This window comes from Pseudonocardia spirodelae (genome assembly GCF_037727765.1).
Lineage (GTDB): Bacteria > Actinomycetota > Actinomycetes > Mycobacteriales > Pseudonocardiaceae > Pseudonocardia > Pseudonocardia spirodelae.
The window spans coordinates 242,746-261,607 of record NZ_JBBJUP010000003.1 but is presented as its reverse complement, the minus strand read 5'-3'; the positions used below and the strand labels follow the sequence as shown (position 1 = coordinate 261,607).

Sequence of the window (18,862 nt, the reverse complement as noted above, 5' to 3'; positions counted from 1 at the left end):
CCGCGCGCGGGCGCGGGCGCGCCGCCGACGCCCGGCCGGTCGGGTCGCCGTGCGGCGCCACGCCGACCGTGAGCGACCGTTCACCGGGCGTGTCCGGCGTCCGGCGCGGCCGGTCGTCCGGACGCCGACGCCGGCACGGCGCGCGTGCTCCCGCCGCAGGCACCCCGCCGATCACCGCCTACTCTCGGTCGAGACCCACCGGGAGAGTCCCGGCCGGGAGGACAACGGAATCGGGGACGTCACGGTGCTGCAGGCGGCGCTCAACGGGTCACGACCGGCGGACGCGCACCCGGCGCTGCCCACTCTGGCCCGCCACCTGGCCCGCGACGCGCGGGCCGTCGCCCGTCTCGGCGTGACGTCGGTGCACGTCCACCCCCGCGACGAGACCGGAGCGGAGTCGATCGAGCCCGCCGTCGTCGGCGACGTCGTGTCGCTCATCCGCCAGGAGGCCCCCGGCCTCGAGATCGGCGTCCCCACCGGGCGCTGGATCCAGCCGGACCCCCGCGACCGCGTGGAGACCGTCCTCGCGTGGGGCCGGCTCGGCTCGGGCAAGCCGGACGTGTGCGGGGTCAACGTGCACGAGCTCGGCTGGACCGACGTCTGCCACGCCGCGTGGTCGGTCGGCATCGCCGTCGAGCTCGGTGTCTGGACGAGCGGCGACGCCGTCACCCTCCGCCAGAACGGGCTGCCCCCGGGCACCCGGCGGGTGATCGCCGAGTCGACCGTCGTCGACCCGGAGACGGCGGTGGCCGAGGGCATCCGGATCCTGCGCGCGCTGGGCCAGCCGCCGGTCCCCGTGCTGCTGCACGGCGAGGAGGAGGGTGCCTGGCCGGTGCTGGAGTACGCGACCCGCGTCAACATCGACACCCGGATCGGCTTCGAGGACGTCCTCGTCCGGCCGGACGGGTGGCTCGCGACCGGCAACGACGACCTCGTCCGCACCGCCCTGTCGATCCGGGTCTGACCGACCACCCCCCGGCCCCCCGGGTTGCTCCCAGGGGAACCCTCGTGGCTTAGAGCGCTACGAGGGTGCCCCTGGGAGCAGCGCCCGGGGTGCACGAGGCGCGGGGCGGGAGGCGCGGGGCCAGGCGGGAGGCGCGGGGCGGGGCGGATCAGGCCTTCAGCACCGTCGCCACGATCCCGGCGAGGTGGGCCAGGCGGGCCAGCTCCGACGGCCGGAAGACGGGCCCGCCCGGCCGCCCGACCACCAGCGTCTTCGGCGGCGCCCCGGTCCCGAAGGGCGCGGCGGCCAGCTCGGTGTCCATCGCCCGCCACGGCTCGGGGACCCAGTGGCGGTCCTCCAGTGCGATCGCCCGGTCCAGCGGCAGCCAGGGCAGGTCCCCGGTGCGCGTCTCGGGGGCGGCGGCGCTCTCCGCGATGCGGTAGGAGCGGCCGTCCTCGCTGACCGCCACCAGCGCCCACCCGGCGCGGAACAGCCGCGGCACCTCCGCGGCGAGCAGGTCCAGGCCGTGTCCGGGGTCGCCGGCGATCTCGTCGAGCAGCTCCAGCTCGCGGTGGGTGTCGAGCTGGCCGGTGTGCGGGCGCACCGACTCCACCGTCACCCCCGGCACCGACTCGGCGGCGGTGATGAGCACGTCCGGCGGGCGGTTGGTCGGCAGCTCCACGGCGATGTCGTCGACCGCCTGCCCGTCGCCGCGCTCGACGACGTCCACGCTCAGGATGTCCGCCCCGGCCCCGCCGAGGGCGGAGGCGACGGCACCGAGATTGCCGGGCTTGTCCGGGAGGACGACCCGGAGCAGGAACGACACGGGGTGGATCCTCTCCCTCGACTCGGGCGCCTCCTCGGGACGCGCGGGCACCGCACCGGAGTGCGCGGGGAGCGGTTCCGGGCGGGAACGATGATCCTGCCACCCGGGGCGCCCGCGGGTCACCCTCCACCCACCGCGCCGTGTGCGCGGCCGGTCACCGGGCGCCGACCGGCCGCCGGACCGGCGGGAATAGACTCGTGCGCAGACCGGCACGCGCGCCACGCGGCCCGGTCGTGCCGGTACCCGGAGGGTGCCTGCGCACCGTCGCCCGGCACCGTCGCCGACGCCGCCACCCGACACACCACCCGAAGAGGAGGGGCATGACCGCCGATTCCGCGGAGGAGCGGACGGGCGGGGTCATCACCCGCGACGAGGTCGCACACCTCGCCCGCCTGGCCCGCCTGGCCGTCACCGACTCCGAGCTGGACACCTTCGCCTCCCAGCTCGACGTGATCATCGGGTCGGTGGCCCGGGTCGGGGAGGTCGCCGCCGACGACATCCCGCCGACCTCGCACGCCGTCCCGCTGGAGAACGTCTTCCGCCCGGACGAGCGCCGCCCCGGCCTCGACCAGGCGCAGGCCCTCGCCGGTGCCCCGGCGGCCGAGGACGGCCGCTTCCGCGTGCCGCGGATCCTGGGGGAGGAGCAGTGAGCGAGCTGATCCGTCTCACCGCCGCGGAGCTGGCCGGGAAGATCCACTCCCGGGAGGTGTCCGCGGTCGAGGCCGCGCAGGCGCACCTGGACCGGATCGCCGCCGTCGACGGCGAGGTCCACGCCTTCCTGCACGTCGGCACCGAGGCCGCGCTGGCCAACGCCGCGCTGGTCGACGAGCGCATCGCCGCCGGCGAGGCGCCGGAGTCCCCGCTGGCCGGGGTGCCGCTGGCGCTCAAGGACGTCTTCACCACCTCGGACATGCCCACGACCTGCGGGTCGCGGATCCTCGAGGGCTGGCAGCCGCCCTACGACGCGACGGTCACGCAGCGCCTGCGCGCCGCCGGGATCACCATCCTCGGCAAGACGAACATGGACGAGTTCGCGATGGGCTCCTCCACCGAGCACTCCGCGTACGGCGTCACCCGCAACCCGTGGGACACCACCCGGGTGCCGGGCGGGTCCGGCGGCGGCTCCGCGGCCGCGCTGGCCGCGTTCGAGGCGCCGCTGGCGATCGGCACCGACACCGGCGGCTCGATCCGCCAGCCGGCCGCGTTCACCGGCACCGTCGGCGTCAAGCCGACCTACGGCCAGGTCTCCCGCTACGGGCTGGTGGCCTGCGCGTCGTCGCTGGACCAGGGCGGCCCGTGCGCGCGCACCGTGCTCGACGCGGCGCTGCTGCACGAGGTCATCGGCGGCCACGACCCGCGCGACTCGACCTCGATCGACCGGCCGGTCCCGGCCGTCGTCGAGGCCGCGCGCCAGGGCGCGAGCGGCGACCTGTCCGGGCTCAAGGTCGGTGTCGTGCGCGAGCTCGGCGGCGAGGGCTACCAGCCGGGCGTGCGCGCGGCCTTCGACGCGTCGCTGCGCCGGCTGGAGAAGCTGGGCGCCGAGATCGTCGAGGTGTCCTGCCCGCACTTCGAGTACGGCATGGCCGCCTACTACCTGATCCTGCCGAGCGAGGTGTCGTCGAACCTCGCGCGGTTCGACGCCATGCGCTACGGCCTGCGCGCCGCCGAGGGCCGCAGCGCCGAGGAGGTCATGGCCAACACCCGCGAGCAGGGCTTCGGCCCCGAGGTGAAGCGGCGGATCATGCTCGGCACCTACGCGCTGTCGAGCGGCTACTACGACGCCTACTACGGCCAGGCCCAGAAGGTCCGCACGCTGATCAGCCGGGACTTCGCCGCGGCGTTCGCCCAGGCCGACGTCCTCGTGAGCCCGACCGCGCCGACGGTGCCGTTCCCGATCGGGGACAAGGTCGACGACCCGCTGGCCATGTACCTCAACGACCTGGCGACCATCCCGACGAACCTGGCCGGCGTGGCCGGGATGTCGGTGCCGAACGGGATCTCCGAGGGGCTCCCGACCGGCCTGCAGATCATGGCCCCGGCGCTGGGCGAGGCCGTCATGTACCGCGTCGGGGCGGCGTTCGAGGCCGCCCGCGACGCCGACGAGGGCGGCCCGCTGATCGCCCGCGTTCCGGAGGTGACCCGGTGACCACGACCGAGCCCGAGCTCGTCGAGTTCGACGACGTCGTCGCCCGCTTCGACCCCGTCATGGGCATCGAGGTGCACGTCGAGCTGTCGACCAACACCAAGATGTTCTGCGGCTGCCCGACCGAGTTCGGCGCCGAGCCCAACACCCAGGTCTGCCCGGTGTGCCTCGGCCTGCCCGGCGCGCTGCCGGTGGTCAACCGGGCCGCGGTCGAGTCCGCGATCCGGATCGGGCTGGCGCTCAACTGCTCGATCGCCCCGTGGGGCCGGTTCGCCCGGAAGAACTACTTCTACCCGGACATGCCGAAGAACTTCCAGACCTCCCAGTACGACGAGCCGATCGCCGTCGACGGGTTCCTGGACCTGACCCTCGACGACGGCGAGGTCGTCCGGATCGGGATCGAGCGCGCGCACATGGAGGAGGACACCGGCAAGTCGCTGCACGTCGGCGGGGCCGACGGCCGCATCCACGGTGCCGACCACTCGCTGCTCGACTACAACCGCGCCGGCGTCCCGCTGATCGAGATCGTCACGAAGATGATCCCGGACACCGGGGCCCGCGCGCCCGAGGTGGCCCGCGCCTACGTCACCGCGCTGCGCGACCTGATCCACTCCCTCGGCGTCTCCGACGTCCGGATGGACCAGGGCTCGATGCGCGCCGACGTCAACCTGTCGCTCTCGCCCAAGGGCGGCGCGCTCGGCACCCGCACCGAGACCAAGAACGTCAACTCGCTGCGGTCGGTCGAGCGCGCGGTCCGTCACGAGATGAGCCGGCAGGCCGGCGTCCTCGACGCGGGCGGCGAGATCGTGCAGGAGACCCGGCACTTCGACGAGGCCACCGGCCACACCCGCGCCGGGCGGCGCAAGGAGACCTCGGAGGACTACCGGTACTTCCCGGAGCCCGACCTGGTCCCGATCGCCCCGTCCGCGGAGTGGGTCGAGGAGCTGCGCGGCACCCTGCCGGAGCTGCCCTGGGAGCGCCGCCGGCGCATCCAGGCCGACTGGGGGATCTCCGACGAGGAGATCCGGGACCTGGTCAACGCCGGCGCGCTCGACCTGGTCGAGGCCACCGTCGCGGCCGGCGCGCCGTCGCAGGACGCCCGCTCGTGGTGGGTCTCCTACCTCGCCCAGCAGGCCAACACCCGCGGGGTGGAGCTCACCGGCCTGGCGATCACCCCGGAGCAGGTGGCCCGGGTGATCGAGCTGGTCGCGGCCGGCGAGCTGACCAACAAGCTCGCCCGCCAGGTCGTCGACGGCGTGCTCGACGGCGAGGGCGGCCCCGACGAGGTCGTCGCCGCCCGCGGGCTGAAGGTCGTGTCCGACGAGGGCGAGCTCGTCGCGGCCGTCGACGCGGCCCTGGCCGAGCAGCCCGACGTCGCGGAGAAGATCCGCAGCGGCAAGGTGGCCGCGGCCGGCGCGATCGTCGGTGCGGTGATGAAGGCGACCAGGGGCCAGGCCGACGCCAAGCGCGTCCGGGAGCTGGTCGTGGAGCGGGTCGGCGCCTGACGTCCGTGGGTGGTCCCCGGTGCCGCGGCACCGGGGACCGCCCACGAGCCGTCTAGATCGCGCTGGCGCCGCCCCCGGTCGGCGGCTGGATCCGCACGACGCGGTCGTCGGTGCGTCCCGGGGCGCCCCCGTCGCGGTTGACGGTGCCCAGCCACAGCAGCCCGTCCGGGGCGACGGTGACCGGGCCGATCCGCCCGTAGGTGCCCTCCAGCACCGGCTTCGGGTCGCCGGTGAACGTGCCGTCCCGGCCGGGGTTGAGCACGTAGAGCGCCTTCCCGCCGCTCTCGGCGACGACGACCGCACCCGGCAGCACCGTGCACCCCGCGACCCCCGGACGCTCCGGCCAGGTCCACGCCGGGGCGCCCAGCGCGCCGGGGGACACCCGGTGCAGGACGTCGCGGGTCGCGGTGCGGTCGGTGACCCAGGTGGTCCGCGCGGCCGGGTCGACGCACACCCCGCCGGGAGCGGTCAGCCCCCGCGCCAGGACGGGTGAGGCCGGGTCCGGGTTGCCGCGGGCGGGCCGGCCGAGGGTGTCGACCCGCAGCACCGCCCCGGCCAGCGGGCCCGCGCCGGCGGGCGTCGCGACGAGCAGCGACGAGCCGTCGGCGTCGACGGCCAATGCGCCGCCCGGCGGCAGCCCCTCCAGCACCGGCTTCGGGGCCTCGCCGGGCGCGATCCGCCAGACCCGCCCGTCGGCGAGGGCGTAGAGCAGCCGGTCCTCGGCGTAGCCGGGCGAGAGCACCAGCCCGGTCAGGCCGCCCGCCGGGTCCACCGGGACGGTCGTGACCGGGCGCGGCTCGGTGTCGCGGCGGACCTCGAGCACCCGCCCGGTCCGCCGCTCGGCGACCAGCGCGCGGTCGGGCTGCGGCAGCACCGCGACGGCGCCGACCGGGCCGAGGCAGGCCGCGACGACCTGCGGGTCCGGGTCGACGCACGGCTGCGGTGCGGCCGGGGAGCCGGGCTGCTGCGGCGGGGCGGGCGTCGACGGCGGGGCCGTCTCCTCCGGCGCGACCTGAGGCGGGCCGCCCAGCTCGCCGGACCCCTCGGCCTGCGGGCGCCACTCGCGCGAGCCGGCGTCGGGGAAGGTGGCGCAGCCGCTCACCAGCACCACGAGCGCGGCGAGGACGAGCAGCAGCCGGGTGGTCACGATGGGCCAGGCTAGGGCCCGCGAGGTGAGCGCCCGGTGAGTACGGTCGGACGCCATGAGCAGTCCTGTGACCGTCCTCGTGCCGCACGACCTGGGAGCCGAGATCCTGTCCGGGGTGGAGGGACTGCGTCCGGTCGTCTACGACCCGCAGAAGCCGCTCCCCGACGAGGCCGCCCACGCCCGGGCACTGGTCGCCCCGTTCCTCGCCACGTCCGACGCGGTCGCCATGACCGAGCAGATGCCGGACCTGGAGCTCGTGCAGCTGCTCACCGCCGGGGCCGAGGCGTGGATCGGGAACCTGCCCGAGGGCGTGGCGCTGTCCGACGGGCGCGGCGCGCACGGCGGCGCCACCGCGGAGTGGGTCGTGGCGGTCCTGCTCGCCGTGTACCGCCACCTCGACCGGTTCGTGCGGGCCCAGGACCGCGGGGTGTGGGACTACCACCAGACCGAGGAGCTGGCCGGCAAGAAGGTGCTGATCGTCGGGGCCGGCGACGTCGGGCAGAAGACCCGGGCCCGGCTGGAGCCCTTCGAGGTGGAGACCACGCTGGTCGGGCGCACCGCCCGCGACGGCGTCCACGGCTGGGACGAGCTGCCCGCACTGCTGCCCCGGCACGACGCGACCGTGCTGATCGTCCCGCTGACCGACGAGACCCGCGGGATGGTCGACGCCGCGTTCCTGGCCGCCATGCCCGACGGGTCGTTGCTGGTCAACGGCGCGCGCGGGCCCGTGGTGGACACCGACGCGCTGCTCGCGGAGCTGACCTCGCGGCGGATCCGGGCCGCCGTGGACGTCACGGACCCCGAGCCGCTCCCCGACGGGCACCCGCTGTTCTCCGCGCCGGGGCTGCTGCTCACCCCGCACGTCGGGGGCAGCGTGCCGCTCGCGATGCGCCGTGCCTACGAGGTCGCGGCGCAGCAGCTGGGCGCCTTCGCCGCCGGGGACTCGCCGTCGAACCTCGTGACCGGCGCCTACTGAGGTCCGCGCCGGTACTGTCCGGCCCATGAGCGGGCCCACGCAGCACTACGACTGGGGCAACCTCTCCGGCGACGAGCCGCGGGAGGCGACGCGGCCCGAGCGCATGCCGGTCCCGGCGCACGTGTCGTCGGACATCGGGCTGCTCGTGCTGCGCCTGGCGGTCGGGGCGTCGTTCGCCGCGGCCGGGGCGCGCACGCTGTTCGGCCTCGCCGGCGGGCCCGGCACCGACGTCGTCGCCGCCGCGCTGGCCGGTCTGGGGTTCGCCGCGTTCGCCGGGCCGCTGGCCTGGGTCCTCGCGGTCGGGCAGCTCGTGCTGGGCGTGCTGCTGGTCCTGGGCCTGCTCACCCCGTTCGCCGCGGCCGGCCTGCTCGCGACGAAGATCGCCGCCGTCGTCGTGGCGTTCGTGCCGGTGCCCAGCGCGCCGCTGTTCGCCGCGGACGGCGTCAACTCCGTGGAGTTCGACGTGCTGCTCGGCGCGGGCGCGGCCGCGCTGGTGTTCGCCGGGGCCGGGCGGATCGCGCTCGACGCCGGGCGCACCTACCAGCGCCGCCCGCTGCCGTGGGCGGTGCTGTCGCTGGTCGTCGGGGTCGCGGTCGCGCTGCTGGTGCTGTTCGTGCTGCGCCGGTGAGCGTCCCCGACGACGCCTGGCTCGCCCCGCTGGCCCGCCGGCTGCGCCGCACCCCGGTCGTCACCGGGCGGGTGCCGCTGACGGGCGGGCACGCCTCGGGCCCGGTGGAACGGATCGACCTCGACGACGGCACCGCCGTCGTGCTGAAGCGGGCCGGCACCGCGGAGGTCGCGGCGCTGCGCGCGGCCGCCGTCGTCACCGGGCCGGTGCGGGTCCCGCGGCTGCTCGTCCCCGGCGACGGCTGGGTGCTGCTCGCCCACGAGCCCGGGGCGACGCTCGCTCCCGGCGATCCGGTGCCCGACGACGTCTGGGTCACCCTGGCCCGCACCCACGCGCACTGGCGGCGCAACCGCCCGCGCGGCGTCCCGCTCGTCGACGACGACCGCTGGTCGCGGCTGTGCGCGCTCGCCGCCGATCGGCTCGCGGCCGCCGGGTCCGCCGCGGCGGCCACCGTCGGCGGCTGGGCCGGGGACGAGCGCGTCCGGACCGCGCTGCGGGCGCTGCCGCGCACCCTGTGCCACGGCGACGCCCACCGCGGCAACGTGCTAACCGGACCGGCCGGGGCGGTGCTGCTGGACTGGGGCAACGCCCGTGTCGCGCCCGGGACGCTGGACGTCGTCGTGCTCAGCGCGCCGCCGGCCGACGGCCCGGCCGACGCGCCGCCGTCGCCGGTGCCCGCGCTCTACCGCGACACCCTGCACGCCGCGCTCGGGGCGCCGGACCCGCCCGCGATGATCGCCGTCGAGACGGCGTGGGCCCGGGTGCAGGCGCACGTGCAGTACCTGCCGTTCGCGGCCGAGCACCAGGACACCGCGCGGACCGGCTCGATGGTCCGGGTCGCGGCGGCGGCGCTCGACGAGCTGGGCGGTCTGCTCAGCGCAGCCCGGGCGGGCTGACGCCGGTCCCGTGGCCCGCCAGCCGGGCCGACACGTGCGCGCGCGCCGGGGGGACGTACCGCGCGAGGACGCGCGACAACCCGCCGGCCAGGCGCGCGACCGGCCAGTGGGCGGGCAGCAGCGGCGCGGGCAGCGCCGGGGCGCGCAGCAGGTCGACGAACACCGGCGTGGTCGACTCCACCAGCCGCCGCAGGGTGGCCGCGTCGGCCGCGGGCGGGGGCGCGCCGTCGCCCTCGGCCATCGCGGCGAGGCGGTCGGCGTGCCCGGCCAGCACGGCGGCGACCCGGTCGAGGTCCCACGCCTCGGCGGCGATCCGGCCGGCCTCCGCGGTGTCCACGGCGAGGGACCCGCGGGTGACCCGGGCGCCGGGCGGCACGTCGTCGAGCACCCCGGCCAGGTCCGCGCTCCGGTCGGTCGCGGCGATCAGCACGCCCGGCTGGAGCACTCCGTACCCGGCGAGCACGGCGGTGCGGCGCAGGCGGTCCCGGTAGGCGCGCTCGGACTCCGGCACGGCGTGCAGCAGGACCTCGAAGGCGCCGGTCCACTCCGGGGGGCGCGCGCCGAGGCCGTCGCCGACGCGCTGCACGCTCGCCCCGAACGCGCCGTGCAGCCGCAGGTGCACGGCGCGGCCGTCGCGGCGCGCGGCGAGCCGGCCGTCGTCGCGCATCCGGGACAGCAGGCGCCGCGCCGCGGCCTCCCGCGTCCCGAGGTCGCCGAGCAGGGCGACGAGCACGACGGCGGGCAGCTCGTCGCGGCCCGCGGTCCGGAACAGCGACGCGACCGCCCCGCTCGCCGGATCCCGTCGTGCGACGAGGCGATCGAGCTCTACACTTCTACTCACGGTCGTGCACCACTTCGTCATGTCCGAGGGGGACCCATGGTAGGTGCGGAAGGTCGGACGGGCAGGAGCGGTGTCGCGCAGGCACTGGCCTGGGTGCAGACGATCGGCCTGAGCGTCGTCGTCCCGATCGTGGTCTACGACGTGCTCACCGACCGCGGGGTCGGTGCGGTGCCCGCGTTGCTGGCGAGCGGGATCGGCCCGCTGCTCGACGTCGGTATCGGCCTGGTGCGCCACCGCCGCGTCGACGAGTTCGGGGTCGTGGTGCTCGTGTTCCTGGCCGTCGGCGCGGTGCTCGGGCTGCTGCTCGCCGACCCGCGCGTCCTGCTGCTCAAGGAGTCCGCGACGACCGGCGCCATGGGCCTGCTGCTGCTCGGGTCGCTGGTCGTGATGCCGCGGCCGCTGATGTTCTACTTCGGGCGCCGCTTCGCCACCGGCGGCGACCCCGGCCGCGTCGCGTGGTGGAACGACCTGTGGCGCTTCCCCGGCTTCCGGCGCACCCAGGTCGTGCTGACCGCGGTGTGGGGCACCGTGCTGCTGGTCGAGGCGGCGGTGCGGATCGCGCTGACGTTCGTGCTGTCCACGGCCACGATGGTGGTGGTCAACGCGGTCGCCCCGTTCGCGGTCCTCGCCGTGCTGGTCACGTGGACCGTGGTCTACGCGCGGCGGGCGCAGGCGGCGGGGGAGCGGCGCGGGCTCAGCCCCGCGGCTTCGCGGTGCGGCGCAGCCGGGTGTTGACGAACTCGCCCATGCCCCAGCGGCCCAGCTCGCGTCCGAACCCGGAGCGCTTCACGCCGCCGAACGGCAGCCCGGGCAGCGTGGTGCCGTGCTCGTTGACGTAGGCCATGCCCACGTCGAGCCGGTCGGCGATCTCCTGGGCGCGGTCGATGTCGCCGCTCCACACCGAGCCGGAGAGCCCGAAGCTGACGTCGTTGGCCAGCGTGACGGCCTCGTCGACCGAGTCGACGCCGTAGACGACCGCGACCGGGCCGAAGATCTCCTCGGAGTAGGCGTCCATCTCCGGCGTGACGCCGGTCAGCACGGCGGGGCGCATGAACGCGCCGGGGCCCTCGACCGCCTCGCCGCCGGTGTGCAGCGTCGCGCCCTGCTCCACGGCCCGGCGCACCTGCTCGACGACGCCGTCGCGGGCGGTGACCGAGGACAGCGGGCCGAGGCGGGTGCCGGAGTCGACCGGGTCGCCCGGCTCCGTGGCCTCGAACGTCGAGACCAGCACCGACACGAACTCCTCGACCGAGCCCGACGGCACGATCATCCGCTTCGGCGAGTTGCAGGCCTGCCCGGCGTTCATCAGCCGCGCCCGGGCGGCGACCTTCGCGGTCTGCGCGACGTCGGCGTCGTCGAGCACGATGAACGCGTCCGAGCCGCCCAGCTCCAGCACGGCCTTCTTCAGGTTGCGCCCCGCGGTCTCCGCGACCGACGCCCCGGCCCGCTCGCTGCCGGTCAGCGAGATGCCCTGGACGCGCGGGTCGGCGATCATCTGCGCGATCTGCTCGTTGGTCGCGTAGACGTTGACGTAGACGTCCTCCGGGACCCCCGCGGCGTGGAAGATCTCGGCCATGACCTGCGCCGACGCGGCGCAGATCGGCGCGTGCTTGAGGACGATCGTGTTGCCCACCAGCAGGTTCGGCGCGACGAACCGGGCGACCTGGTAGTACGGGAAGTTCCACGGCATGACGCCGACGAGCGGCCCGACCGGCTCGGTCTGCACCAGCGACTCGGCGGCGCCCTGCGGGTCCAGCGTCTCCTGCACCAGCAGGTCCGGGCCGTGCTCGGCGTACCAGCGGTAGATCGACGCGGCGAGCCCGACCTCGCCGGCGGCCTCGCGGACCGGCTTGCCCATCTCGGTCGCGATGAGCGCGGCCAGCTCGTCGCGGCGGGCGTCGTAGGCCTCGGCGACGCGGACCAGGATCTGCGCCCGGTCCGCGGCCGGGGTCGCGCGCCAGCCGGGGTAGGCGTCGGAGACCCGGGCCAGGACCTCGCCGACCCGGTCGTCGGTGAGCTCCGGGAACTCCTTCTCGGTCGTCCCGGTGGCGGGGTTGGTGGTGACGTAGGAGGTCATGCCCGGCGGGTGTCCGCCCGCGCGAGCGGGCAAACATCGCCCGGTCAGCGGCCGACGTTGCGCTGCAGGTGTTGCGGGTAGCGCGCGCCCGCGACCGCCGAGGCCGGCGCGGCCGCCTCGATCTCGGCGAGCTCGTCGCCCGAGAGCTCCAGCGTCGCGGCCGCGACGTTCTGCTCCAGGTAGCCGCGCCGCTTCGTCCCCGGGATGGGCACGACGTGCTCGCCGCGGCTCTGCACCCAGGCCAGCGCGAGCTGCCCGGCCGTCACACCGCGCCGCTGCGCGAGCACGCCGAGCGCGTCGACGACGGCGAGGTTGGCGGCGAGGTTGTCCTCGGCGAAGCGCGGCAGCCCGCGGCGCATGTCGCCCTCACCGAGCTGGCCGGCCGAGGTGATCGTGCCGGTGAGGAAGCCGCGCCCGAGCGGGGAGAACGGCACGACGCCGACGCCGAGTTCCGCGCAGGCCGGGGCGACGGCGTCCTCGATGTCGCGGGTCCACAGCGACCACTCCGACTGCACCGCGGCCGGGGGGTGCACCGCGTGCGCGCGGCGCAGGGTGTCCGCGCTGCACTCCGACAGCCCGTAGTGGCGGATCGAGCCCGCGTCGACGAGCTCCTTCAGTGCGCCGACCGTCTCCTCGATCGGCGTGTCCGGGTCGACCCGGTGCTGGTAGTAGAGGTCGACGTGGTCGACGCCGAGGCGGCGCAGCGACTCCTCCAGGCACCGCCGCACGTAGGCGGGGTCGCCCCGGACGCCCTGCCTGCCGTCGGCGTCGCGGACGATGCCGAACTTGGTGGCCAGCACGACGGAGTCGCGGCGGCCGGCGACCGCCCGGCCGACGAGCTCCTCGTTGGCGCCGTCGCCGTAGACGTTCGCGGTGTCGAGCAGGGTGACGCCGAGGTCGATCGCGCGGTGGACCGTCGCGATCGACTCGGCCTCGTCCCCGGAGCCGTAGCTCTGGGACATGCCCATGCAGCCCAGGCCCTGCGCCGAGACGGTCAGGTCGCCCAGCTGCCGCGTTCCGGGACCGGTGTCGGTAGCCATGCGAACCAACCTAGCGCCGGGTCAGCCCTCCAGCACCTGCTTGATGCGTGCCAGCCCGGCCGGGATCCCGGTGCGGGCGTCCTGCACGCGGACGGCGATCTGGTGCTCGCCGTCGTCGCCGTACTTGTCGCGGATGAAGTCCCGCCCGGCCGGGCGGAACTCCCAGGTCTCGGTCAGCCGCGTCCCGGCGCCGTCCGCCTCGGGCTCCAGCTCGTAGCCCCAGCGCACGAGCCCGCCGTTGACCTCCCAGGCGAAGGCGCGGCCCGGCTCGGCGACGACGACCTCGCTGCGGGTCTGCCACTCCCGGTCGGGCTTGACGTTGAACCCGGTGAAGTGCGCGCCGACCCACGGGCCGTCGCCGGCGTCCCACTCGCAGCGCGCGCACACCGGGCTCCACTCACCGGTGCGCGTCACGTCCGAGACGACGTCGTAGACCGCCTGCGGCGTCGCCGCGACCGAGACCGACTCGCGGTGGGTGTACTCCCCGCTCACGGGATCCGTCGCACGGCGCCGGTGTCGGCCGAGGTCGCCATGTGCGCGTAGGCGCGCAGCGCCTTCGACACCGTCCGCTGCCGGTCCTTGGGCTGCCAGGGCCGCTCGCTCGCCTCCATCTTGGCGCGGCGGTCGGCCAGCACGGCGTCGTCGACCAGCAGCTCCAGCGAGCGGGCACGGACGTCGAGCCGGACCCGGTCGCCGTTCTCGACCAGACCGATCGTGCCGCCGGCGGCGGCCTCGGGGGAGACGTGCCCGACCGAGATGCCGCTCGACCCGCCGGAGAACCGGCCGTCGGTGATGAGCGCGCACACCTTGCCGAGCCCGGCGCCCTTGAGGAACGCGGTCGGGTGCAGCATCTCCTGCATCCCCGGCCCGCCGGACGGGCCCTCGTAGCGGATGACCAGCACGTCGCCGGGCGTGATCTCCTTCTTGAGGATCGCCGAGACCGCGTCCTCCTGGCTCTCCAGGACCACGGCCGGGCCCTCGAACTCCCAGATGTCCTCCGGGATGCCGGCGGTCTTGATGACGGCGCCGTCGACGGAGAGGTTGCCGCGCAGCACGGCGAGCCCGCCGTCGGCGGAGTAGGCGTGCGCGTGGTCGCGGATGCAGCCGCCCGCGGCGTCGGTGTCGAGGCTCGACCAGCGGTTCTCCGTCGAGAACGCCTGCGTGGTCCGGACCCCGCCGGGTGCGGCGTGGTACAGCTCGACCGCGGTCTGCGACGGCGCCGACGAGCGGACGTCCCACTCGGTGAGCCACTGCTCCAGCGACGGCGAGTGCACCGTGTGCACGCCCTCGTTCAGCAGCCCGGCCCGCCACAGCTCGCCCAGCAGGGCGGGGATGCCACCGGCCCGGTGGACGTCCTCCATGTGGTAGTCCGAGTTCGGCGCGACCTTGCTCAGGCAGGGCACCCGGCGCGAGATCGCGTCGATGGCGGCGAGGTCGAAGTCGACCTCGCCCTCCTGCGCGGCGGCCAGGATGTGCAGCACGGTGTTGGTCGAGCCGCCCATCGCGACGTCGAGCGCCATCGCGTTCTCGAAGGCCTCGCGGGTGGCGATGTTGCGGGGCAGGACCGACGCGTCGTCGTCCGAGTACCAGCGGGTCGCCAGGTCCATCACGGTCCGCCCGGCGTTCAGGAACAGCTCGCGGCGCGCGGCGTGCGTGGCCAGGGTGGAGCCGTTGCCCGGCAGGGACAGCCCGAGCGCCTCGGTGAGGCAGTTCATCGAGTTCGCGGTGAACATCCCGGAGCAGGACCCGCAGGTCGGGCAGGCCGAACGCTCGACCTCGGCGAGGCCCGCGTCGTCCACCTCGGACGACGCCGACGCCGAGATCGCGGTGATCAGGTCGGTGGGTGCCTGCGCGACCCCGCCGACGACGACCGCCTTGCCGGCCTCCATGGGCCCGCCGGAGACGAACACGGTCGGGATGTTCAGCCGCATCGCGGCGTTCAGCATGCCCGGCGTGATCTTGTCGCAGTTGGAGATGCACACCAGGGCGTCGGCCGCGTGGCCGTTGACCATGTACTCCACCGCGTCGGCGATGATCTCGCGGCTGGGCAGCGAGTAGAGCATCCCGCCGTGGCCCATCGCGATGCCGTCGTCGACGGCGATCGTGTTGAACTCCTTGGCGACCCCGCCCGCCTCCTTGATCGCGCCCGCGACGAGGTCACCCATGTCCTTGAGGTGCACGTGGCCGGGCACGAACTGGGTGTAGGAGTTGGCGATCGCGACGATCGGCTTGCCGAAGTCGTCGTCGCCCATGCCGGTCGCGCGCCAGAGCGAGCGCGCTCCGGCGGCGTTGCGGCCGTGGGTGGTGACGCGGGAACGCAGGGCGGGCATGTGGTCGTCTCCAGCCGGGTCTTCCGTGATGGGTCGTGAAGGGACCGGGTGGGCGCGTCGCGGAGGTGGTGGGCGCGAGCCGCCCGGTGCGGTGCGACGGCGGCGGGCCGGGTCGGCGTCCCGCCGGCGGTCGCACCGGTCGCGGACAACCGTACGCCCCGCGGGCACGCGCGGTCCCGCTCGGCCGGACCGGTCAGGCCGTCGCGGCGGGATCGGCCGGGTCCGCCGGGTCGGTCAGCGCGGCCGGGTCGGTGAACCGCCCGCCGCTGGCCACCGACAGCGCGGGCAGGTCCCGGACGTGGACGGCGGGCAGCGCCAGCTCCTCGTCGCCGTCGAGCACCGCGCGGACCTGCGAGCGCTTCCCGATGCGCAGGCCGCGCACGGCGTCCCAGTCCACGGAGCGGGAACCGGTCGCACCCCGCACGGTCAGCCGCTGCGGGTCCACGGTCGTGCGCACCCGCAGGATCCAGGCGATCGCCGCCGCCGGGAGCACCAGCACGAGCCAGAACCACGGCACGCTGAACACCAGCGGTGTGGCACCGACCACGGCGACCAGGATCGCGAAGATGGTCAGGCGGCTCGGCTTGAACACCAGCGCGCGCGAGCCCTCGCGGACCTTGCGGCCCTCGTCGCGGACCCGCGGCGTCCACGCCAGCTCGCTGTCCACCTGGTGGGACGGCCCCGCCGTCGCGGGCGGGGCGGCCGTCCGGGCCGGGTCGGCGGGCTCACGATCGTCGGTGCTGCTCACGGACCCAGTGTGACAAATCCGGATGCCCGCGCGACGGCCCGGACGGGTGGGGTCGTTTGACTCCCGGCGTGGGACGCGTGCTAGCGTCGGACCCATGTTCGCCGTTCGAATTCTCGTACTTCTTGGGCGCGTCGTCGCCTGAGTTCGACGTACTCGAACGACGACGCGCTCACCCTCGCAGCGCCCGGAGACCGGGCGGCGGGGGTTTTTTCATGTCCAGTTCCATGTCCGGCATCTGATCGACACGATCTCCAGCGAGGCAGACCCAGATGACCACCGCCCCCTCCAAGTCCGGTTCGCCCGGCCCGAAGCCGGGCCCGCCCCCCGGCCGGTCCGCGGCCGCCGGCGCGTCCCGCAGCGCGGCCCCGGCGGCCGGTGAGACCACCGTGCCCGGCCCGCGCATCGTGGACGAGCCCATGACCGGCGCCCAGTCCCTGGTGCGCTCGCTCGAGGAGATCGGCTGCGAGGTCGTCTTCGGGCTCCCCGGCGGCACCATCCTGCCCGCCTACGACCCCCTGCTGGACTCGACGAAGGTGCGCCACATCCTCGTCCGTCACGAGCAGGGCGCCGGGCACGCCGCGACCGGCTACGCGCAGGCCACCGGCAAGGTCGGGGTCTGCATGGCGACGTCGGGCCCCGGGGCGACCAACCTGGTCACCCCGATCGCCGACGCCCACATGGACTCGGTGCCGATGGTCGCGATCACGGGTCAGCAGACCCGCCCGCTGATCGGCACCGACGCCTTCCAGGAGGCCGACATCACCGGCATCACCATGCCGGTGACCAAGCACAACATGCTGGTGACCGACGCGACGGAGATCCCGCGCGCGATCGCCGAGGCCTTCCACCTGGCGGCCACCGGCCGGCCCGGCCCGGTCCTGGTGGACATCCCGAAGGACGTGCTGCAGGAGCAGACCACGTTCTCCTGGCCCCCGGAGCTGCAGCTGCCCGGCTACCGGCCGACGACCCGGCCGCACGGCAAGCAGATCCGCGAGGCCGCCCGGCTCATCCGCGAGTCGTCCAAGCCGGTGCTCTACGTCGGCGGCGGCGTCCTCAAGGCCGAGGCCGCCGCGGAGCTCAAGGAGCTGGCCGAGCTGACCGGCGCGCCCGTCGTCACCACCCTGATGGCGCGCGGTGTGTTCCCGGACAGCCACCCGCTGCACCTGGGCATGCCCGGCATGCACGGGACCGTCGCCGCCGTCGCGGCGATGCAGCGGGCCGACCTGCTCGTCGCGCTCGGCTCCCGGTTCGACGACCGGGTCACCGGGAAGCTGGAGAGCTTCGCGCCGCACGCGAAGGTCGTCCACGCCGACATCGACCCGGCCGAGATCTCCAAGAACCGCCGCGCCGACGTGCCGATCGTCGGCGACTGCAAGGAGGTGCTCACCGACCTCGTCGAGGCGGTGCGCGCCGACCGCGAGGAGCACGGCGAGCCGGACCTGACGGCCTGGTGGAAGCAGGTCGGCGGGCTGCGCGAGCGCTACCCGCTCGGCTACGACGAGCCGGCCGACGGCGCGCTGTCGCCGGAGTACGTCATCGAGCGGATCGGCGCCATCGCCGGCCCGGACGCGATCTACGCCGCGGGCGTCGGCCAGCACCAGATGTGGGCCGCGCAGTTCGTCCGCTACGAGAAGCCGCGGACCTGGCTGAACTCCGGCGGGCTCGGGACCATGGGCTACGCGGTCCCGGCCGCGATGGGCGCCAAGGTCGGCGAGCCGGACACCGTCGTCTGGTGCATCGACGGCGACGGCTGCTTCCAGATGACCAACCAGGAACTCGCCACCTGCGCCATCGAGGGCATACCGATCAAGGTCGCCGTCATCAACAACGGCAACCTCGGCATGGTCCGGCAGTGGCAGAACCTGTTCTACGGCGAGCGGTACTCCAACACCGACCTCAAGACCCACAAGCTGCGCATCCCGGACTTCCCGATGCTGGCCGAGGCCATGGGCTGCGTGGGCCTGCGGGTCGAGTCGAAGGAGGACGTCGACCGCATCATCCACCAGGCGATGGAGATCAACGACCGGCCGGTCGTGGTCGAGTTCGTCGTGGGCGCCGACGCCCAGGTGTGGCCGATGGTCGCCGCGGGCACCAGCAACGACGAGATCAAGGTCTCGCGCGACATCCGGCCGGAGTTCGACAACGACGAGCTGGCGGCGTCGGTCGACGAGGTCTCCGGCGTGACCGAGCAGGCCCTGGAGGGCGAGAAGTGAGCGAGCTCCACACCCTCTCCGTCCTGGTCGAGGACAAGCCGGGTGTCCTGGCCCGGGTCTCCGGGCTGTTCTCGCGGCGCGGGTTCAACATCAACTCGCTCGCGGTCGGCCCGACCGAGCACCCCGACGTGTCGCGCATGACGATCGTCGTCGAGGTGGACGAGCTCCCGATGGAGCAGGTCACCAAGCAGCTCAACAAGCTGGTGCACGTCATCAAGATCGTCGAGCTGGAGCCGGACGCCTCGGTGCAGCGCGAGCTGCTCCTGGTCAAGGTGCGGGCCGACGCGACGGTGCGCAGCCAGGTCGTCGAGACCGTGCAGCTGTTCCGCGCCAAGGTCGTCGACGTCTCCCCGGAGGCCGTCACGGTCGAGGCCACCGGTTCGGCCGACAAGCTCAACGCGCTCCTGCGGATGCTGGAGCCCTACGGGATCCGCGAGATGGTGAAGTCCGGGATGGTGGCCGTCGGCCGCGGGCCCCGGTCCATCACCGCCGCGGCCGTCCGTTAGACAGACCGCGCAGTTCAGCTACACACCCCCTGAGAGGAACCGT

General features: G+C 74.9%; 18 protein-coding genes. 10 read left to right on the top strand and 8 right to left on the bottom strand.

From position 1 onward, the window contains the following. Positions 1 to 244 precede the first annotated feature (244 nt). Complete coding sequence (locus WJX68_RS05290; RefSeq protein ID WP_340286531.1) at positions 245 to 964, top strand: 3-keto-5-aminohexanoate cleavage protein; 720 nt, start codon at positions 245 to 247, stop codon at positions 962 to 964. Positions 965 to 1,112: 148 nt separating this feature from the next. Here WJX68_RS05290 and WJX68_RS05285 read toward each other — a convergent pair whose 3' ends face one another. After that, positions 1,113 to 1,769, bottom strand: a complete 657-nt coding sequence (locus tag WJX68_RS05285) for an ACT domain-containing protein (RefSeq protein ID WP_340286529.1) — start codon at positions 1,767 to 1,769, stop codon at positions 1,113 to 1,115. A gap of 320 nt (positions 1,770 to 2,089) precedes the next feature. Here WJX68_RS05285 and gatC point away from each other — a divergent pair, with 320 nt between their 5' ends. The 3 genes from gatC to gatB are packed head-to-tail and all read left to right on the top strand — an operon-like array spanning position 2,090 to position 5,417. Next, positions 2,090 to 2,419 carry an Asp-tRNA(Asn)/Glu-tRNA(Gln) amidotransferase subunit GatC gene (gene gatC / locus WJX68_RS05280; RefSeq protein ID WP_340286528.1) on the top strand — a complete coding sequence of 110 codons (330 nt, stop codon included), beginning with the start codon at positions 2,090 to 2,092 and terminating at the stop codon, positions 2,417 to 2,419. Continuing rightward, positions 2,416 to 3,915: an Asp-tRNA(Asn)/Glu-tRNA(Gln) amidotransferase subunit GatA gene (gene gatA, locus WJX68_RS05275; RefSeq protein ID WP_340286527.1), complete on the top strand. Its 1,500-nt coding sequence runs from the start codon at positions 2,416 to 2,418 to the stop codon at positions 3,913 to 3,915. The genes gatC and gatA overlap by 4 nt, the downstream gene beginning before the upstream one ends. After that, a complete protein-coding gene (gene gatB / locus WJX68_RS05270; protein WP_340286525.1) occupies positions 3,912 to 5,417 on the top strand; it encodes an Asp-tRNA(Asn)/Glu-tRNA(Gln) amidotransferase subunit GatB in 1,506 nt (501 codons plus the stop codon). The genes gatA and gatB overlap by 4 nt, the downstream gene beginning before the upstream one ends. A 52-nt stretch (positions 5,418 to 5,469) precedes the next feature. Here gatB and WJX68_RS05265 read toward each other — a convergent pair whose 3' ends face one another. Continuing rightward, positions 5,470 to 6,564 carry a PQQ-dependent sugar dehydrogenase gene (locus WJX68_RS05265; protein ID WP_340286523.1) on the bottom strand — a complete coding sequence of 365 codons (1,095 nt, stop codon included), beginning with the start codon at positions 6,562 to 6,564 and terminating at the stop codon, positions 5,470 to 5,472. Positions 6,565 to 6,619: 55 nt separating this feature from the next. On the opposite strand from WJX68_RS05265, the gene WJX68_RS05260 reads away from it, so the two are divergent. The 3 genes from WJX68_RS05260 to WJX68_RS05250 are packed head-to-tail and all read left to right on the top strand — an operon-like array spanning position 6,620 to position 9,064. After that, complete coding sequence (locus WJX68_RS05260; RefSeq protein WP_340286521.1) at positions 6,620 to 7,540, top strand: 2-hydroxyacid dehydrogenase; 921 nt, start codon at positions 6,620 to 6,622, stop codon at positions 7,538 to 7,540. A gap of 25 nt (positions 7,541 to 7,565) precedes the next feature. Then, complete coding sequence (locus WJX68_RS05255) at positions 7,566 to 8,168, top strand: DoxX family membrane protein (RefSeq protein ID WP_340286520.1); 603 nt, start codon at positions 7,566 to 7,568, stop codon at positions 8,166 to 8,168. Next, positions 8,165 to 9,064, top strand: a complete 900-nt coding sequence (locus WJX68_RS05250) for an aminoglycoside phosphotransferase family protein (RefSeq protein WP_340286518.1) — start codon at positions 8,165 to 8,167, stop codon at positions 9,062 to 9,064. Before WJX68_RS05255 ends, WJX68_RS05250 begins: the two co-directional genes overlap by 4 nt. Here the strand turns inward: WJX68_RS05250 and WJX68_RS05245 are convergent. After that, the gene (locus tag WJX68_RS05245; protein ID WP_340286517.1) at positions 9,042 to 9,905 is read right to left on the bottom strand and encodes a hypothetical protein; all 864 of its coding nucleotides are present in this window, start codon (positions 9,903 to 9,905) and stop codon (positions 9,042 to 9,044) included. The two genes, WJX68_RS05250 and WJX68_RS05245, sit on opposite strands and share 23 nt — an antisense overlap. 93 nt (positions 9,906 to 9,998) lie before the next feature. Here WJX68_RS05245 and WJX68_RS05240 point away from each other — a divergent pair, with 93 nt between their 5' ends. Next, positions 9,999 to 10,640, top strand: a complete 642-nt coding sequence (locus WJX68_RS05240) for a VC0807 family protein (RefSeq protein WP_340286515.1) — start codon at positions 9,999 to 10,001, stop codon at positions 10,638 to 10,640. Here WJX68_RS05240 and WJX68_RS05235 read toward each other — a convergent pair. The 5 genes from WJX68_RS05235 to WJX68_RS05215 form a co-directional block, all read right to left on the bottom strand. Then, the gene (locus tag WJX68_RS05235) at positions 10,600 to 11,982 is read right to left on the bottom strand and encodes an NAD-dependent succinate-semialdehyde dehydrogenase (RefSeq protein ID WP_340286513.1); all 1,383 of its coding nucleotides are present in this window, start codon (positions 11,980 to 11,982) and stop codon (positions 10,600 to 10,602) included. The two genes, WJX68_RS05240 and WJX68_RS05235, sit on opposite strands and share 41 nt — an antisense overlap. A 44-nt stretch (positions 11,983 to 12,026) precedes the next feature. Next, a complete protein-coding gene (locus WJX68_RS05230) occupies positions 12,027 to 13,022 on the bottom strand; it encodes an aldo/keto reductase (RefSeq protein WP_340286511.1) in 996 nt (331 codons plus the stop codon). A gap of 21 nt (positions 13,023 to 13,043) precedes the next feature. Further along, positions 13,044 to 13,514 (bottom strand): SRPBCC family protein, encoded by a 471-nt coding sequence (locus tag WJX68_RS05225; protein ID WP_340286509.1) that lies wholly within the window; start codon positions 13,512 to 13,514, stop codon positions 13,044 to 13,046. Then, entirely contained in the window at positions 13,511 to 15,352 is a 1,842-nt protein-coding gene (gene ilvD / locus WJX68_RS05220; protein WP_340286507.1) for a dihydroxy-acid dehydratase, read from the bottom strand. Before ilvD ends, WJX68_RS05225 begins: the two co-directional genes overlap by 4 nt. Positions 15,353 to 15,545: 193 nt before the next feature. Next, a complete protein-coding gene (locus tag WJX68_RS05215) occupies positions 15,546 to 16,100 on the bottom strand; it encodes a PH domain-containing protein (RefSeq protein ID WP_340286505.1) in 555 nt (184 codons plus the stop codon). 416 nt (positions 16,101 to 16,516) lie between these two features. Here WJX68_RS05215 and WJX68_RS05210 point away from each other — a divergent pair, with 416 nt between their 5' ends. After that, entirely contained in the window at positions 16,517 to 18,313 is a 1,797-nt protein-coding gene (locus WJX68_RS05210) for an acetolactate synthase large subunit (protein ID WP_422785659.1), read from the top strand. Continuing rightward, positions 18,310 to 18,819, top strand: coding sequence for an acetolactate synthase small subunit (gene ilvN / locus WJX68_RS05205; protein ID WP_062397155.1), 510 nt, complete (start codon positions 18,310 to 18,312; stop codon positions 18,817 to 18,819). Before WJX68_RS05210 ends, ilvN begins: the two co-directional genes overlap by 4 nt. The last annotated feature ends 43 nt before the right edge of the window (positions 18,820 to 18,862 follow it).

Excerpts from the sequence above, each read along its gene's own strand:
- gatC (WP_340286528.1), top strand. The coding sequence starts at position 2,090 with ATGACCGCCGATTCCGCGGAGGAGCGGACGGGCGGGGTCATCACCCGC.
- WJX68_RS05260 (WP_340286521.1), top strand. The coding sequence starts at position 6,620 with ATGAGCAGTCCTGTGACCGTCCTCGTGCCGCACGACCTGGGAGCCGAG.
- WJX68_RS05255 (WP_340286520.1), top strand. The coding sequence starts at position 7,566 with ATGAGCGGGCCCACGCAGCACTACGACTGGGGCAACCTCTCCGGCGAC.
- WJX68_RS05235 (WP_340286513.1), bottom strand. The coding sequence starts at position 11,982 with ATGACCTCCTACGTCACCACCAACCCCGCCACCGGGACGACCGAGAAG.
- WJX68_RS05230 (WP_340286511.1), bottom strand. The coding sequence starts at position 13,022 with ATGGCTACCGACACCGGTCCCGGAACGCGGCAGCTGGGCGACCTGACC.
- ilvD (WP_340286507.1), bottom strand. The coding sequence starts at position 15,352 with ATGCCCGCCCTGCGTTCCCGCGTCACCACCCACGGCCGCAACGCCGCC.
- WJX68_RS05210 (WP_422785659.1), top strand. The coding sequence starts at position 16,517 with ATGACCGGCGCCCAGTCCCTGGTGCGCTCGCTCGAGGAGATCGGCTGC.